This is a genomic window from Mycolicibacterium sp. CBM1 (assembly GCF_054073305.1).
In genome coordinates this window covers 1-15,129 of record NZ_JBSXPP010000019.1, presented here as the reverse complement: position 1 = coordinate 15,129, position 15,129 = coordinate 1, and the positions used below count along the sequence as shown (strand labels likewise).

Sequence of the window (15,129 nt, the reverse complement as noted above, 5' to 3'; positions counted from 1 at the left end):
CACCTCGGCACCGACACGCAATTGAGGAACACCATGGACCATCGAATGATTCGGCGAGTCCTGACCGCGGGCGCTGTCGTCGTTGCCGCTCTGCCGTTCTCGGTGGGCATCGCCAGCGCCGACAACACCCGGCTCAACAACGATGTGGTGGCCAATGTGTATACCGTCCAGCACCAGGCCGGGTGCACCAATGACGTCAAGAAGAACCCGGCGTTGACGTTGGCCGCACGATGGCACACCGACGACGCGCTGAACAACCGCACCCTCGACGGCGACATCGGTTCGGACGGGTCGACTCCCCAATCACGCGCCGAGGCAGCAGGATTCACGGGGACAGTTTTCGAGACCGTGGCGATAAACCCGGCCCTGGCGATCAACAACCTCGACGTGATCAACCAGTGGTACTACAACCCCGACTACCTGACTATCATGTCCAACTGCGCCAACACCGCGATCGGTGTGTGGTCGGCGAACAGCCTGGACCGTTCAGTGCTGGTAGCGGTGTACGGCCAGCCGGCCTGACACGGCCCGGCGGCACGAATCAGAAGGCGCAGCGGCCAGTCATCTCGGCCAGCGCCTCTGTTCGCGTGTGGGGCCAGCCGATCGGTGCAGCCGGTCCCTGCCGCGGTCGTGTTGGGTGTCCTCGTAAAACTTGGCCTGCAGGTGGGCTATTGGGGTGCTCAGCCCCCTACGAACCATGCCGAACTGGTGGCCGTCGCCGAGGAGGCCGGCTACGACACGGTGTTCACAGCCGAGGCGTGGGGCTCGGATGCCTTCACCCCGCTGGGGTGGTGGGGCCGGGAGACCACTCGGATGCGCCTGGGGAGAGCCTCGCCAACCCGGCTACGCCGTCACCGGCGAGCACACCGACTCGCGCAACTCCCCCAGCACACGCACAACCACCTGCGCGGCAAGCCACAACGCCACCTGGTCGTCGTCGGACAGATTGGGCAGCATTGCCGCGATGCGTTGCCGGCGCATCTCACCGCGGTCCTCCCACAATTGCCGGCCGGCATCACCTAGCACCACAAGCGAGGCCCGCCCGTCGTCGGGATCGCTCCCCCGTTCCACCAGGCCCTGGCGCTCCATGCGTTGGACCAGCTGCGTCATGCCCGACTGGCTGGCGCCCTCCGCCGATGCCAGCGCCGTCAGACGCATCGGTCCTTCTCGGTAAAGCCGATTGAGAACCAAAGCAGCGCTCGCGCTGAGGCCCTCGCGGTCAATGAGGTACCGCCATGTCAGATCGTTGGCCAGGTCCACCATCTGCGAGATCGCCTGCGCGCCGTCGACCGCTGCTCGCTTCACGGTGGAGTCATATCCTTCATGGTGGAGTTATATCACTGACAGGATTGATCTCGACGGACGCGAGATAACACCAAGCGGCCTCGTCGGATCTATTCCCAATTTTCGCAACCATTCTTCGCGACATCGAAGGCGATCCCCATCCACAGCAAACTCCCAGCAGTTGAGCAATCAATTCTGTATGGGATATAACTCAGCCATGGCGACTGAGGAGCTTGGCGCTGATTCGGACGTGAGGTGATGAGTAGGCGTTCGACGGGCAGGGTGCTTCTCGAGCGGACCTGGCTGGCGCTCGTGACGGTGATCGCCGTGAGCCTTGGCGCGGTCTGCATGTGGAAGGTGCACCAGTCCTCCGCGCCCGGTCCCGTCCTGGCGGTCAATCCCCCGCAGGCGCCGGAAGAGTTCGTCCCCAAGCAGCTGACCTACGAGCTGTTCGGCGACGTCGGCGCCGGCGGGATGCTCGACTACACCGACATCGATGGACATCCGCACAAGGTCGACGTCGCCACGCTGCCGTGGTCGCACACCGAGACCACCACTCTCACCGTGGTCTCCGGCAGCATCTCCGCACAGGTGCACGGGGGCCAGGTTGGCTGTCGGATGCTGGTGAACGGCGTCGTCAAGGACGAACATTCCGCGACCCGTGAAGACGCTGATGTCACCTGCCGGGTGAAGTCCGCATGAGCGCACACCGGGCGGGCCGGCCTTTCTTCGCCAGATCGGTTCGACTGCTGGCGATTCCGATCATCGTGTGCTGGGGCCTCGTCGCGGTCACCACCAACACCTTCATCCCGAAGGTCGAAGACGTCGCCGCCGAACTCGCCGGACCGATGATCCCCACCTACGCACCATCGCAGGTGGCGATGCTGCGAATCGGCGAGAAGTTCCACGAGTCCACCTCGACCAGTCTCACCATGGTCGTCCTGGAGGCCGACCGGCCGCTGGACGACAGCGACCACCGCTACTACGACGACCTGATGCAGCGCTTGAAAAGCGACACCACACATGTGCAGTACGTGATGGACCTCTGGGGCAAGCCCATTACCGCGGCGGGCGCTCAGAGCGTCGACGGCAAGGCCACTTACGTGTTGCTGCGGCTGGCCGGCGATATCGGCCAGATCGAGGCCAACCGGTCCGTCGACGCGGTGCGCGCGATCGTCAGGAGCGACACCCCGCCGCCTGGGCTCCACGTCTACGTCAGCGGAGCGGCACCGCTGGCGTCGGACACGCTCTCGATCGCCAACGCCAGCCTCAACAACATCACCATCGTGACGATCCTGCTCATCATCGTCATGCTGCTGCTGGTCTACCGTTCCCCGAGCGCGCTGCTGGTGCCACTGGCCAGCGTGCTCTTCGAGATGCTCATCGCCAAGGGCGTGGTATCCACCCTGGGCCATTTCGGGGTCATTCCGCTGTCCTCGTTCGCCGTCAACATGGTCGTCTCACTCACGCTGGGAGCCGGAACCGACTACGGCATCTTCCTGTTGGGCCGCTACCACGAGGCCCGCCGGGCCGGCGAGACCCGGGAAGACGCCTATTTCACCGCCTACCGCGGGGTTTCCCCCATCATCATCGGCTCGGGATTGACCATCGCCGGGGCCGGGTTCTGCCTGAGCTTCGCGCGGCTGGACTACTTCCACACCATGGGTCCGGCCGTCGCGATCAGCATGCTGTTCACCATCGCCGCCGCGCTGACGCTCGGTCCGGCCATCCTCACGGTGGGCAGTCTGTTCGGGCTCTTCGATCCCAAACGGGCTGCCCGCGGTCAGCTCTACCGGCGCATCGGTGCCAGTGTGGTTCGCTGGCCGGTGCCCATCCTGGCGGCCAGTTGCGCCGTCGTCATGATCGGTGCCGTCTTCGTACCGACCTATCAGGTGAACTACGACGATCGCCAGTATCAGCCCACCGACGGCCTTGCCAATCAAGGTTTCGAGGCCTCGGATCGCCACTTCCCGCCGAGCAAGCTGTTCTCCGAGATGCTGATGGTGGAGTCCGATCACGACATGCGCAACTCAGCCGACTTCATCTCGCTCGACCGAGTGGCCAAGGCCCTGATCCGGCTGCCCGGCGTCGCCATGGTGCAGAGCATCACCCGACCGTTGGGCCGCCCGCTGGATCGGGCGACGATTCCGTACCTGTTCACCACCCAGGGCAGTGGCAGCGGTCAACAGCTGCCGTTCAACCAACAGCAGAACGCCGATACCGACAAACAGGCCCAGATTCAGGCGGATTCGGTGACGGTGCTGGCCAAGACCATTGATCTGACGCAGAAGATGTCCGACGAACTTCATTCGACGGTGCTCACCATGGAGAATCTGCAACAGGTCACCGACGACATGAACGCGGACATCGCCAACCTGGACGACTTCATGCGGCCGCTGAAGAACTATTTCTATTGGGAACCGCACTGTTTCGACATTCCCGTGTGCTGGGCGCTGCGATCGCTGTTCGACGGCCTCGACGGCATCGATGCCCTTGATGCGCAGATCGCCAACGCCGTCACCGATCTGCAAGCCGTCGACCGACTGCTGCCCCAGATGATTTCACAGCTGAAGGTGATGATGGACAACACCCAGGCGCTGCAGTCGGTGATCGTCCATTCCTACGGTCCCGCGCACCTGCAGTCGACTCAGACCGATCAGACCTTTGACGACCTGATCAACGTTGGCAACGACTTCGACAAGTCCCGCAGCGACGACTTCTTCTACATGCCCCGAGAAGCGTTCGACAACGACGACGTCAAAACCGGTATGCAGCTGATGATGTCACCCGACGGCAAGGCGGCCCGGTTCATCGTCACCCATGAAGGCAACGCGATGGGCCCCGAAGGCATCGCGCACGTCGACCAATTTCCCGAGGCCATCAAGATCGCGTTGAAGGAGACGTCGCTGGCAGGGGCGAAGATCTACATCGGCGGTGCCGGCTCGAACAACAAGGACATCAAGCTCTACGCCGCCTCTGACCTGCTGATCGTGGCCATCGCGGCATTCATTCTGATCTTTCTGATCATGTTGTTCCTCACCCGGAGTCTCATCGCCGCCCTGGTGATCCCCGGCACGGTGGCCTTCTCGTTCGCCGGTGCGTTCGGACTCTCAATCCTGGTGTGGCAGCATCTGATCGGCCTGCACCTGCACTGGTTGGTCCTGCCGATCACCTTCATCATTCTGGTGGCGGTCGGTTCGGACTACAACCTGCTGCTGATCGCCAGGGTCAAGGAAGAGATCACCGCAGGCCTACACACCGGGCTCATCCGGGCGCTGGGGAGCACCGGCGGTGTGGTGACCTCAGCGGGGCTGGTGTTCGCGTTCACCATGCTGGCAATGCTGGCCAGCGACCTTCGGACCATCGGCCAGGTCGGATCGACCGTGTGCATCGGGCTGTTACTGGACACATTGGTGGTGCGCTCGTTCATCGTGCCGTGCCTGATGCGGCTGCTCGGACCATGGTTCTGGTGGCCGACGCTGGTACGCACGCGGCCGCTGCGGCTGCCCTCGGACTTCGGAGTCAAGCGATGAACCTGTGGGCCATCCTCTCGGCGGTCTTCTTCGTTTTCGTGGTGGTGTTCGCCTCGATAGCAGCGGTATACGTCAGTCGCCTGGTCCGCCGGCCCAGCCTGCCGCTCGCCGACGAGCTGCAAGCAATCCCTACTGTGCTGCGCAAGGCCCGCAACCGTGAGCCGCTGACCGATGACGAGCTTGCGCTGGCCCGGCAGGCGGTGTCGGATCGAGGGTCCTTCATGGCGCTGTGTATTCCGTTGACAATCTTCAGTATCGGCTGCTTCTACGTGTTCGGCAGTCTCGAGCACCTGCACGGCGCCACCCCGTCCGAGCGTACGTTTCTCGGGGTGATCCCCATGTTCACCTCGACGAACCTCGGGCTGCGGATGCTGCGCAGCGCCAGCATCAAACGACGCCTGCCCAAGTAGCTCAGGGACGCTCGTCGAGCCACACGACGATGGCGGCCACCATGTCGATCGCGGCGTTGAACGGGCCAGCGGAGGCGATCATCGGCAATCGAGGTAGCTGTTCGATGACACTGCGCGGCAACGTTGTTCGCTCCCGCATCACGAAGACCACGTCGAACGGGGCCAGCCGGGCGAGCGGCTGGTCGGGGTCGCAGACGTGGTCGTTGAAGACCGTGACCTCGGCACGGTCGGCGACCGCGGACCAGTCGGCCAGCTGCAGGGCGACGTTCTGGTAGTCGTCGAGAACCGCGAGCCGCACCGAGGACAGGTGCCGTCATCGGATCTTCGCCGTCCGTTCGAGGCACCGAGCATTTCCGCAGGCCAATCCGATCGCGGCTAGAGTCAACGGACAGTGACCACGATCAGTTACATCGCCGCCGCGGCGCTGCTCGCCGAAGGCAGCGAGCCGCCGCGGTACGGGCTTATCGTGGGCTATCTGGCGATCCCGGTGATCGGGGTGGTCCTGCTCGCCCTCGGTCTTCGCGAACGGTCTCGAGCAAGCCGTTCGGCTGCGGCTCACCCACCGTCGTACCCGCCCCCTTACCCGGCTTACCCGCCGCCCTACCCGGGCTATCCGCCACCGCCACCCGGCGCGCCCTGGTATCCGTACCCGTACACCGGCGGATATTCCCCACCCCCGATACCGCCCCCACCGCCGAAGAACACCGCCGGCCGCGGCCTTATCGTCGCCGGGGCCATCCTGCTCGCCGCCACCGCGGTCGGAACTGCCGGGCGCGCAGCATCCGGGCTGAGCCGGCCGCCGGCAGATCGCGCCGCCCCGCCGGTGCGGGTCGGGCAGTGCATCGACGGCGAGGCCATGGCTGCCGGGATCATCCGCGAGGGCGACACCGCCGACTGCGACGACCCGGCCGCGGTCTTCGAGGTGGTCACCGTCGGCGGTCCGGACGCAGTGTGCCCGGACGGGAAGGCAGCCGGGACACGGTTCGCCCGCTGGACCAACCAGGCTGCCACGGTCTGTTTCATTCCCAACTTGGCGGTCGACCATTGCTACGCGGCCATCGACGGCCAACCCACACCCGACGACCCGCACCGAAGCGACACCCTCAAGCACGTCGACTGTGCCGACAGCTCAGCCGAGTTCAGGGTGGTGCGACGCGCCGACGCCGTGGAGTTCGGGCAGTGCCCCGTCGGCAGCCGGCAGATTCTGTTCGTCGAACCGCCCAGGTCCTACTGCACCGAACCGCCTCGATAGCGGCCGGGGAATAACCCCGTGCCCGGGTGTGTTGGGCGGACTGTGACTGATGCCGAACTGAGCCCCACCGACTGGGTGCGCGCGCAGACCGAACAGATTCTCAAGCAGGGCACCACCGACGGGGTGCTGATCATGGACCGGCCGATAGTGCTGTTCACCACCACCGGCGCGAAGTCCGGCAAGAAACGCTACGTACCGTTGATGCGCGTCGAGGAGAACGGGCGCTACGCCATGGTCGCCTCCAAGGGTGGCGACCCGGAGCACCCGTCGTGGTACTTCAACGTCAAGGCCAACCCCACCGTAGTGGCGCAGGACGGCGACAAGGTGTTCACCCTAACCGCGCGCGAAGTGTCCGGCGAGGAGCGCGAGCACTGGTGGAAGCTCGCCGTCGAGGCCTACCCGCCCTACGCCGAGTACCAGACCAAGACCGATCGGTTGATCCCGGTCTTCGTCGTGGAGTAGCCCGCCGCGGAGCGCTCGCCCGGCCCAGGTGGTGTTGCCCAGCGGTGAGGTCGTGACGGCTTCCGCCGACGATCACGACGATCTGTTCTGGGCGCTGCGCGGCGGGGGCGGCGGCAACATCGGCGTGGTGACATCGCTGCAGATGCAGACATTTCCGACCGGCGAGCGCGACGTGGTGACGATGGCGTTCCCCATCGAGTCGGCTGCCGCCGTGATCAGTAGTTGGCACGGTTGGCTGCAGAGCGCCGCCCGCGACATCTGGGGCATGGTCAACATCACCGTCGGCGAAGGCGCGGGCCACTGCACCCTCATCACGGCAGCCCCGGCGGGTACCGGACCCGCCATCGCGCGTCTTCGTCGCCGGATCGGACATCATCGGCAAAATGACTTCGGCCGCAGCTGATTCCATCGTCGCGGCGACGGTGGCCTGGCCGCGGTCCGCCGGCACCGCGACGGCCGTCGTCGAATCGCTCTCCGGCGCCGTCGCCGACACCGACCCCGCGGGCACCGCCTTCCCGTGGCGACAGCAGGCGGCGTCGGTGCAGTGGTTCACCGAGGCGGCCGTCGATCCCGCCGGCCGCTGGCTGACCGACGCACATCAGGCGGTGGCGGCACACTCCGTCGGCCGGTACCTCAACTATCCGGAAGCGGAAATTCCGCTGGGATGCTACCTGGGTCCGAACATGGCTCGGTTCACCATGATTCGGCAGAAGTACGATCCGGACGCCGTGTTGCGGTCGGGTATCCCCCGCTGACTCAGCGTGTCTCGGGGATCACCGCGCCGGTGGCCAGCTCCGCGTACTGGCGCATCAGGCGCAGGGCTGTGCTGCGATCCAGCTGCGGGTCACGCGCGACGATGCGATACCCGAAGTAGTCCTCCATCGCCATGAACGTCATGGCGATGTCGCCGGCGGGGCCACTGAGCCGGAACACGCCAGCATCCGCGCCGGCCTCCAATAGGTCGGCGTAGAGGCCGACCTGTCGGTGGTAGATGCCTTGCACGTCTCGGCGGGTGTCCAGATCGAATCCCGCGGCCAGCACAGCACGCCAGATCGCTCGCCACTCCGCATCCTCGGGCCCGGTCGGCAGTCCTGCGGCGACGGTCCTGGCAAGTTGCACGCGCGGATCGTCGCTTTCGGTCCGTAGCCGAAGCCGATCGTCATAGAACCGGACGTCGGATCGCAGGGCGAGCTCCGACAGCAGCGCCGTCATGTCCTTGAAGTAATACCGCACCGCATTGGTCGTCAGCCCCAGCTCGGCGGCGACATCAGCGAGCTTGAGGGTGGCCAGATCATGGCGCTCGATCAGCGCGATCGCGGCGTCCATGATGTCGCCACGCCGCTCGACTTGCCGGTTGGGCCGTGCCATCCCTACGCCGCTCCTGTCGCCGCCCGATGCGGGTCCACTCTATTTTGCGCTTCCTCTTGCGCACTGCGTCACGCGCGCGCATAGTTCTTTTCCACCTAGGAAAAGAACTAACGGTGAAGCGAGCGTAATCAATGCGGGCCAGAGAACTCGGCGTGGTCATCGGGGAACACCCCACCGGACCGCGCAACGCCATCACCGACGTGACCGGCGTCCGAGTCGGGCACACCACGTTGATCAGCGCCGACGGACCCGCTGCCGTGCGCACCGGGGTCACCGTCGTCATCCCCCACGACGGCATCTGGACCGAGCCCGTTTTCGCAGGCTCGCACCGACTCAACGGCAGCGGGGAGCTCACCGGGCTGGAGTGGATCCGCGAATCCGGTGAGCTGACCACCGCCATCGGCCTGACCAACACCCACAGCGTCGGTGTGGTCCGCGACGAACTGGTCGCCGCACAGGTAAGGGCTCGCGGTGAAGGCGTCTACTGGTCACTTCCCGTGGTGGGCGAGACATACGACGGTCTGCTCAACGACATCAACGGCTTTCACGTCCGCCCCGACCATGTTCGCTCCGCGTTGGACAACGCGGTGTCGCAGCCGCCCGCCGAGGGCAACGTGGGTGGCGGCACCGGCATGATCTGCCACGGATTCAAAGGTGGCATCGGCACCGCATCGCGGGTGACCGAGACGGTCACCGGCCCCTACACGGTGGGTGTTCTGGTGCAGGCCAATCATGGCCGCCGGGAGCGACTCCGGATCAACGGTATTCCGGTCGGGGAGCTGATCGGGCCGGCGCAGGTGCCGCTACCGGAACTGCCCGACCGCTATGAGCCGGGCTCTGGCTCGATCATCGTCATCCTGGCCACCGACGCTCCCCTGCTGCCCCATCAATGCACGCGACTGGCCCAACGCTCGGCACTCGCCGTCAGCCGGCTCGGCGGTAGTGGCGAGCAGTACAGCGGCGACCTGATGCTGGCCTTTTCCACCGGCAACCGCGGAATCCCGCCGTACGCGTGGGACGAGGACACGGCAACCTTACGCCCGGAGATCCCCCTGCGCATGGTCGCACCGCAGCTGATGACCCGGCTTTTCGACTTGACCATCGAGGCGACCGAGGAGGCCATCCTCAACGCGATGGTCGCCGCGACCACCATGACCGGCCGCAACGGCTTCATCGCCCACGCGCTGGACCACGACCTACTTCGCGACGCGGTCGGCCCCAATGTCCCTCGAATTCAGGAGATCTCGTGACCACTCTCAGCACAACCGAAGGCCGGCGTTTGACCGGCCATCTCGGTCCGGTCGGCATCGTGTTCATGGTCGTCGCGGCGGCCGCCCCGCTCACGGTGATCGGTGGCAACATGCCGCTGGCGATGGGGTTGGGCAACGGTGCGGGCGCGCCGATGGGCTTCGTCATCGCCGCTCTGGTGCTGCTGGTGTTCAGCGTCGGGTTCGTGACGATGACGCCGTACGTGCCAGAAGCGGGCGCCTTCTTCTCTTATGTGACCGTGGGCCTCGGCGAGCGCATGGGCAAGGGCATCGCCGTCGTCGCGTTGATCGCCTACACCGCCATCCAGATCGGCATCTACGGTTACATCGGCTGGGCCATCTCCGACACGGTGACGCACTACCAGGGACCCGTGATCCCCTGGCCGGTCTATTCGTTCGCCGTCCTGGCGATCGTCGCCGTCCTCGGCTACCGGCACATCGAACTGAGCGCCAAGGTGCTCGGCGTCGCACTGGCTCTCGAGATCGGCGTTGTCGTCATTCTCGACGTGGTGATGGTGGCCAAGCCCGGACCCGCGGGCATCACATTGATGTCCTTTGACCCCGCCGTTTTCACGCACGGGACCCTCGGCATCGCAGTCCTGTTCGCGCTGACCGGATTCATCGGTTTCGAGGCCACCGCAGTCTTCCGCGACGAGGCCCGCGACCCGGAGCGCACCATCCCGATCGCCACCTACGCCGCGGTAATCATCATCGGGGCGTTCTACGCAATCACGGTGTGGGCGTTCGTCGTTGCCATCGGCCCCGACCAGGTGACCGCGGTGGCGGAGAAGACCCTCGCCGGAGACGGCAATATGCTGCTGGACACCACCGGTGACATGCTCGGCACGCTCGGGCGCGATGTGGTCAACGTGCTGTTGCTGACCAGCCTTTTCGCCTGTGTGCTGTCCTTCCACAACGTGATCGCGCGCTACCAGTTCGTGCTCGCCGGCAAGGGACTGCTGCCCGGCCGGTTGGCCCGGGTGCACGACGACCATGCTTCGCCGGCGTTCTCATCGGTGGTGCAGACCGGGACGGCGACGATCATCGTCGGCGTGCTGGCGGTGCTGGGTATCGATCCGCTGGTCGGGGTGTTCGGTTCGATGGCCGGTATCGCCACGGTGGGCATGGTGGTGCTGATGCTCACCACCTCGATCGCGGTCCTGGCGTTCTTCCTGCGCCAGCGGACTCACGCCACGGGCCGGACCTGGGCGACGCGGATTGCACCCTCGCTGGTGGTGCTCGGGTTGCTCGCCAGCCTGTGGCTGGTGCTGTCGAACTTCACCTTGGTCACCGGTGGAAGTGCCACGCTGAGCACGATTTTGGCGGCGATCCCGTTCGCTGGGTTGGCCGTTGGCGCACTGGTCTGGCGTCCTTCACAGCGCCTGTCGTCGGCGCGTTGACGACGCCGCGGCTCAGTGTGCAGCCTGGAAAGCCTCGACCACTTCGGATTTGATCCGGCCGCGTTCGGCAACCTCGTGACCGTTGTTGCGAGCCCACTCCCGAATGGCCGCCATCTGTTCGGCCGAGCTGTGGCCGTTGCCGTTGGACCGCGCGCGACCGTTGGTCTTCGCCCGGCGTGTGCGGGAGCGTCCCTGCCCCTTGACCGACGAATCGGTCTGGCGAGTCCGGCTCCCGGTTTTAGTCTTCGCGGCAGCGTCGATGTACGGCTTGAGAGCCTTGCTGAATTTCGCCGCATTTGCCGATGACAGGTCAATGTGGTAATCGACACCGCGGAAGGAGAAATCTATTCCTTCACCACCGCCATCGGGGATCTCCGTCCCGTCGATGTCGTCGATCAATTGTCGCACTATGCGCTCGGCCATCGTCACATTCCTTCGCCATTGTCCCCCGACGTTCACACGCCGCGACTACTCTACCGTCCACTCCGCTTACAACCTCAAAGGAATAGCGGAACGTCACAATCGCAGTCAATGAACACTTTTCGATTTCCGTCTACGGAAGTTCCTGACGCGCGGGAAAAATTCTTGTATCGACACGATTCACGAAGCGCAGCACGGTCTCTCGCCCGCCCCGATGGGCAGTACGGCTCTCGGGCCGACCGGGAAAGGCCACCGATTGCGTACCGTTCGTCGGTAATTTAATTCACCGGGAGCCGTCGGCGTCGATACGCAGGAATACGTCAGGGGCCGCCAGCGCAGTTCGAGTTCGGCGACCGAAAGTGGCTCCATGACTTCCGTCACTCCCCCGTCATCGACATAGCCCGCATTCGCGCCGTGGACGGTTATCGGCGTCGCCGCCTTATCGGTAGCGGTACGTTCGAGGCCGACATGATCGGCCTACGGCCCGCGCACAACGGCAGCTGCCCGGGGGTTGCCCAGGGGTTGCTCCGGAGTTCATCGCAAACGCCACGGTTGTCGTCAAACCCGACCAGCCCGAGGCCCGCAGCAAACGCAACTACCCACCCTGACTGAAGTCAGGACGGGCTTCCGAAAAGTCGAGCTAACGGGACAACTCTCGAAACCCGGCACCGTTGACCGCCCCCGCGGGTCGCGTCACTGAAGCGAGTGATCTGCATCAGAGCGGTTCGCCGATGTCGGGCAGCAACGAAATATCCTCAGGCTGACCGTTGCGGAACATAGCGGCCGTCTCGCGCACGTTTCGCTTGGCCCAAACGGGGTCGAAGCGGCCAAGAACCTCGTACTCGTGTTGAAAGCGTTCCGCGCGGTCGGCTATGTGCGCGAACCGGTCAATGACGATGTCCCGGCAGTAGAAATACAGGACATCGTTGAGGCTACCAGCGTGGTCGTATCCGACCTTTCCACGCTCGTAAAAAGTGTAGTGGTAGACACCATCATCGGCGACGAAGACGTTTAGGCCGTCGTTGGTCAACAAGCCAACAGGCAGGGGGCGAACCCCGAGTTGCCGAGCGAGCCTGTCGATCTCGCCTTGCAGCTCACTCGATTTAGCGTCCAAGGGGCGGGCCACAATCGTCGAGGATACCCCTGCGCACTAATTCTCTAGCGTTTGCGTCAACCCCGTCAGGTCCCACGATCATGTATTGGGAGACACCCGGTGTCGGTGTTTGTCCGAACCATGGTTGTATCGGCCCTTCGACGATTTGCCACCCAGGAGGGAGTGGCTTGTCGGTAAGCATATAGCGATGGTATTCCCCACCAACGCTTTCCGGCATGATCGCCCGCCCACCAAAAGAGGTACCGTCCGGGGCAAAGTAACGCCCTCCGCCGGATCCGATCCTGTCGATGATGTCTCCCGGTTGCAGATTGGCAGGTTGCGGGACATAGCCCGGCGGAAATCCGTCGTTGTCCGGAAAGACCCGGGCCCCCGCCGGCCCGAACAAGTTGTCGAACTCTGATGGGTGCTTGTCGCCCAACGGATCCCAGCCACGCATCACCGACAAGGGGATCCCGCCTTCGGTGACCAATTCGGCAGGCAGGCCCGCACGCACCGCAGCACCCTCAAACCCGAACGGCGCAGTCGCCGCCGCTGAGGAAACATCGAAGGCCTTCTCCCCCATGTAATAGGCCGCACTCGGTGAGTCCACAGCGTGTTTGACTTCCCCGACGACAGCGCCCACCGGGTTGGTCGCGGTGTCGGAAATCCCCTTGACGACCTCTTTCCACGACTCCAGGCCACCCGGAGCCCCCGGACCCCCTTGCCCTAGAAGATTCTTGATGCCCTGCTCGGTGTTGCGCCACGCATCACCAAAGCCCTCACGGAACCCCGGCGGGGGCACGCGAACCGGTTCAGGGGTCGTGTAATTCGGAAAATTCCACCCCATCGCCTGCGCACGCGCCACCATGCCGGCCAACGCCGACTCGATCTGCTCTGCCGGCATGCCCGCACTTGCCAAGGCCTTGCGCGCTGTTGTCTTGAAGTTCTCGATCTCCTTGGCAGAGAACACCACCGGCTTGGGCACGCTGGCAGGCACCGGAACACCCGCGATCCGATCCAGCGCCTGGTTCACATCGGCGGGTTGCCCGGCCGCACCCGCACCCCTCAGCGGGCCCTGCGCACTCGATCTGGCACCAGCCCCGCCGGCCGTGTCACCGGCCGGCAGCAGCATGTCCTGCAGCGAACGCGATCGCCCGACACCACCAGCACCGGCAGCCATCGACCGATCAAGCGCCGGTTGCACATTAAGGTCGTTAGCGTGTGAGGACGGCGGAATCGGTGTCTTGCCACCGGCCATGTTGATCGCGTTGGCCAGCGCCATGTCCACGAGGTTGGCTTCGGCCACGATCTTGTCCAACCGCGGCTGCAGCTGCGCCTGCTTGAGTTCCGCCTCCATCGGATTGCGGACCTTGGGGCCGGGTGGCGAGTCCCCGATTCTGAGTCCACCCGGTTCTTGAGTCGGGGTGGTGTGATCCAGTTTCAGTTGATGTTGCAGTCCATCGGGGTGTGGGTGCAGCTGCAGACGGCAGCGTACTCGGCCGGGGTGCGGTAGCCCAGGGCCGAGTGGCGGTGCCGGTAGTTGTGTTCGTGCTTGAAGTCGCCGATGACCACGCGGGCTTCGAGCAGGGTGTTCCAGTGGTTGCGGTTGAGGCACTCCTTGCGTAGTCGGTTGTTGAACGATTCGATGTGTCCGTTGTTCCATGGCGCTCCTGGCGGGATATACGACATACCAGTCCGACCGTCACAGAACTGCTGCAGCGCTTGGGAAATGAACTCCGGACCGTTGTCCATCCGCAGCACCTTCGGCGGCCCACCCGCTGCGGCGAACACGTTGGCGAGATCGGCGACGAGTCGGTCGGCGGTGATCGACCGCTCAACGATGTGCAGCAGTGAGACGCGGGTGTGCTCGTCGATCATCGAGGCGATCTTGATGGCCTTGCCGTCGACGGTGGAATCGAACTGGAAGTCGATCGCCCACACCACGTTCGGGGCATCGGCCTCGATCGATGGGATCGACGACACCCCGGCCCGCTTGCGCGGACTGTGCACCCGCACCTGCAGCCCTTCCTCGCGCCACAGCCGGTGGATCTTCTTCAAATTGACCTCACGGCGCTCGTCGTAGCGCAACGCCGCCCAGGCACGGCGGAACCCATGGCATGGGTTCTTCGTCGCGTACGTGCGCAGCCAGGCCCGCATCTCGGCATCGGGATCGGCGGGGGTCTGCGACAACGGCAGGCGACGGCAGGTGGAGCGGGGCAGCCCAACGGCTTTGCACGCCAACCGTTCCGACATGCCCATCATGGAGGTGAGCATGCCGACGGCGCGGCGCTTGGCAGCTGGGCCTAAAATTTTCCCTTTGCGACCTCCCGCAAGGCGTCTTTGACCAGCTCGGCCTCGGCCAGTAATCGCTTCAGTCGGGCGTTCTGTTCGCGCAATTCCTTGAGTTCCTTGGCGGCATCGGTGTCCATCCCGCCGTAGGCGCGACGCCAGTTGTACAACGTCGCCGCAGACACCTCGAGTTCGGCTGCGATTTCCTCGCCGGTCTTGCCTTCGGCGGCCAGTTCGTCCGCACGGCGCAGTTTGCGCACGATGTCTTCTGCGGAGTTCCGCTTCCGACCAGCCATACGTTCATCGTCCCTTCTCGCCCACCATCGGGCTACAGGACTCTAGAACTTGCT

The 15,129-nt window shown here is 64.8% G+C and carries 17 protein-coding genes and 1 pseudogene; 11 read left to right on the top strand and 7 right to left on the bottom strand.

Annotation, left to right across the window (positions count from 1 at the left end; genetic code table 11):
- Positions 1-33: 33 nt before the first annotated feature.
- Positions 34-522: a CAP domain-containing protein gene (locus ACXDF8_RS22020; protein ID WP_457225406.1), complete on the top strand. Its 489-nt coding sequence runs from the start codon at positions 34-36 to the stop codon at positions 520-522.
- 111 nt (positions 523-633) lie between these two features.
- Positions 634-951 (top strand): annotated as a pseudogene (locus ACXDF8_RS22015) (LLM class flavin-dependent oxidoreductase); the annotation flags it as partial.
- Here the strand turns inward: ACXDF8_RS22015 and ACXDF8_RS22010 are convergent.
- Positions 844-1,305, bottom strand: coding sequence for a MarR family transcriptional regulator (locus ACXDF8_RS22010; RefSeq protein WP_457225405.1), 462 nt, complete (start codon positions 1,303-1,305; stop codon positions 844-846). The pseudogene ACXDF8_RS22015 and the gene ACXDF8_RS22010 sit on opposite strands and share 108 nt — an antisense overlap.
- Before the next feature lie 237 nt (positions 1,306-1,542).
- Here ACXDF8_RS22010 and ACXDF8_RS22005 point away from each other — a divergent pair, with 237 nt between their 5' ends.
- From ACXDF8_RS22005 to ACXDF8_RS21995, 3 genes are read left to right on the top strand one after another with little or no spacing between them, the layout of a single operon-like run.
- Positions 1,543-1,986, top strand: a complete 444-nt coding sequence (locus tag ACXDF8_RS22005; RefSeq protein ID WP_457225404.1) for an MmpS family transport accessory protein — start codon at positions 1,543-1,545, stop codon at positions 1,984-1,986.
- Complete coding sequence (locus tag ACXDF8_RS22000) at positions 1,983-4,817, top strand: MMPL/RND family transporter (protein ID WP_457225403.1); 2,835 nt, start codon at positions 1,983-1,985, stop codon at positions 4,815-4,817. The genes ACXDF8_RS22005 and ACXDF8_RS22000 overlap by 4 nt, the downstream gene beginning before the upstream one ends.
- A complete protein-coding gene (locus tag ACXDF8_RS21995; protein WP_457225402.1) occupies positions 4,814-5,227 on the top strand; it encodes a hypothetical protein in 414 nt (137 codons plus the stop codon). Before ACXDF8_RS22000 ends, ACXDF8_RS21995 begins: the two co-directional genes overlap by 4 nt.
- A gap of 1 nt (position 5,228) precedes the next feature.
- Here ACXDF8_RS21995 and ACXDF8_RS21990 read toward each other — a convergent pair whose 3' ends face one another.
- Positions 5,229-5,525, bottom strand: coding sequence for a Rossmann-fold NAD(P)-binding domain-containing protein (locus ACXDF8_RS21990; protein ID WP_457225401.1), 297 nt, complete (start codon positions 5,523-5,525; stop codon positions 5,229-5,231).
- A 93-nt stretch (positions 5,526-5,618) separates the two neighbouring features.
- Here ACXDF8_RS21990 and ACXDF8_RS21985 point away from each other — a divergent pair, with 93 nt between their 5' ends.
- The 4 genes from ACXDF8_RS21985 to ACXDF8_RS21970 are packed head-to-tail and all read left to right on the top strand — an operon-like array spanning position 5,619 to position 7,696.
- Complete coding sequence (locus ACXDF8_RS21985) at positions 5,619-6,479, top strand: hypothetical protein (RefSeq protein WP_457225400.1); 861 nt, start codon at positions 5,619-5,621, stop codon at positions 6,477-6,479.
- Positions 6,480-6,521: 42 nt separating this feature from the next.
- Positions 6,522-6,941 carry a nitroreductase family deazaflavin-dependent oxidoreductase gene (locus ACXDF8_RS21980; protein ID WP_457225399.1) on the top strand — a complete coding sequence of 140 codons (420 nt, stop codon included), beginning with the start codon at positions 6,522-6,524 and terminating at the stop codon, positions 6,939-6,941.
- Between the two features lie 52 nt (positions 6,942-6,993).
- On the top strand, positions 6,994-7,344 hold the full coding sequence (locus ACXDF8_RS21975) for a hypothetical protein (protein ID WP_457225398.1): 351 nt from the start codon (positions 6,994-6,996) through the stop codon (positions 7,342-7,344).
- Positions 7,325-7,696 (top strand): hypothetical protein, encoded by a 372-nt coding sequence (locus ACXDF8_RS21970; RefSeq protein WP_457225397.1) that lies wholly within the window; start codon positions 7,325-7,327, stop codon positions 7,694-7,696. Before ACXDF8_RS21975 ends, ACXDF8_RS21970 begins: the two co-directional genes overlap by 20 nt.
- A gap of 1 nt (position 7,697) precedes the next feature.
- Here the strand turns inward: ACXDF8_RS21970 and ACXDF8_RS21965 are convergent, their stop codons facing one another.
- Positions 7,698-8,309 carry a TetR family transcriptional regulator gene (locus ACXDF8_RS21965; RefSeq protein ID WP_457225396.1) on the bottom strand — a complete coding sequence of 204 codons (612 nt, stop codon included), beginning with the start codon at positions 8,307-8,309 and terminating at the stop codon, positions 7,698-7,700.
- 131 nt (positions 8,310-8,440) lie between these two features.
- Here ACXDF8_RS21965 and ACXDF8_RS21960 point away from each other — a divergent pair, with 131 nt between their 5' ends.
- Together ACXDF8_RS21960 and ACXDF8_RS21955 are read left to right on the top strand one after the other, a co-directional pair.
- A complete protein-coding gene (locus ACXDF8_RS21960) occupies positions 8,441-9,559 on the top strand; it encodes a DmpA family aminopeptidase (protein WP_457225395.1) in 1,119 nt (372 codons plus the stop codon).
- 65 nt (positions 9,560-9,624) lie between these two features.
- A complete protein-coding gene (locus ACXDF8_RS21955) occupies positions 9,625-10,977 on the top strand; it encodes an APC family permease (protein ID WP_457225492.1) in 1,353 nt (450 codons plus the stop codon).
- A gap of 12 nt (positions 10,978-10,989) precedes the next feature.
- Here ACXDF8_RS21955 and ACXDF8_RS21950 read toward each other — a convergent pair whose 3' ends face one another.
- The 4 genes from ACXDF8_RS21950 to ACXDF8_RS21935 all read right to left on the bottom strand — a co-directional run bounded on the left by ACXDF8_RS21950 (position 10,990) and on the right by ACXDF8_RS21935 (position 15,075).
- Positions 10,990-11,400, bottom strand: coding sequence for a histone-like nucleoid-structuring protein Lsr2 (locus ACXDF8_RS21950; RefSeq protein WP_457225394.1), 411 nt, complete (start codon positions 11,398-11,400; stop codon positions 10,990-10,992).
- Between the two features lie 712 nt (positions 11,401-12,112).
- Positions 12,113-12,523: an Imm63 family immunity protein gene (locus ACXDF8_RS21945; protein WP_457225393.1), complete on the bottom strand. Its 411-nt coding sequence runs from the start codon at positions 12,521-12,523 to the stop codon at positions 12,113-12,115.
- Positions 12,501-13,847 carry a TNT domain-containing protein gene (locus ACXDF8_RS21940; RefSeq protein ID WP_457225392.1) on the bottom strand — a complete coding sequence of 449 codons (1,347 nt, stop codon included), beginning with the start codon at positions 13,845-13,847 and terminating at the stop codon, positions 12,501-12,503. Before ACXDF8_RS21940 ends, ACXDF8_RS21945 begins: the two co-directional genes overlap by 23 nt.
- Before the next feature lie 83 nt (positions 13,848-13,930).
- Positions 13,931-15,075 (bottom strand): IS3 family transposase gene (locus tag ACXDF8_RS21935; RefSeq protein ID WP_457221679.1). Its coding sequence is split into 2 segments (ribosomal slippage): positions 13,931-14,808 and positions 14,808-15,075, totalling 1,146 coding nucleotides; the frame shifts between segments, so codons are not numbered across the junction.
- Between the last annotated feature and the right edge of the window lie 54 nt (positions 15,076-15,129).

What these genes read in the sequence shown, in the direction of transcription:
- ACXDF8_RS22020 (WP_457225406.1), top strand. Translation starts at nt 34, where the DNA reads ATGGACCATCGAATGATTCGGCGAGTCCTGACCGCGGGCGCTGTCGTC.
- ACXDF8_RS22000 (WP_457225403.1), top strand. Translation starts at nt 1,983, where the DNA reads ATGAGCGCACACCGGGCGGGCCGGCCTTTCTTCGCCAGATCGGTTCGA.
- ACXDF8_RS21960 (WP_457225395.1), top strand. Translation starts at nt 8,441, where the DNA reads ATGCGGGCCAGAGAACTCGGCGTGGTCATCGGGGAACACCCCACCGGA.
- ACXDF8_RS21965 (WP_457225396.1), bottom strand. Translation starts at nt 8,309, where the DNA reads ATGGCACGGCCCAACCGGCAAGTCGAGCGGCGTGGCGACATCATGGAC.
- ACXDF8_RS21940 (WP_457225392.1), bottom strand. Translation starts at nt 13,847, where the DNA reads ATGGAGGCGGAACTCAAGCAGGCGCAGCTGCAGCCGCGGTTGGACAAG.
- ACXDF8_RS22005 (WP_457225404.1), top strand. Translation starts at nt 1,543, where the DNA reads ATGAGTAGGCGTTCGACGGGCAGGGTGCTTCTCGAGCGGACCTGGCTG.
- ACXDF8_RS21970 (WP_457225397.1), top strand. Translation starts at nt 7,325, where the DNA reads ATGACTTCGGCCGCAGCTGATTCCATCGTCGCGGCGACGGTGGCCTGG.
- ACXDF8_RS21950 (WP_457225394.1), bottom strand. Translation starts at nt 11,400, where the DNA reads ATGGCCGAGCGCATAGTGCGACAATTGATCGACGACATCGACGGGACG.
- ACXDF8_RS21955 (WP_457225492.1), top strand. Translation starts at nt 9,625, where the DNA reads ATGGTCGTCGCGGCGGCCGCCCCGCTCACGGTGATCGGTGGCAACATG.
- ACXDF8_RS21995 (WP_457225402.1), top strand. Translation starts at nt 4,814, where the DNA reads ATGAACCTGTGGGCCATCCTCTCGGCGGTCTTCTTCGTTTTCGTGGTG.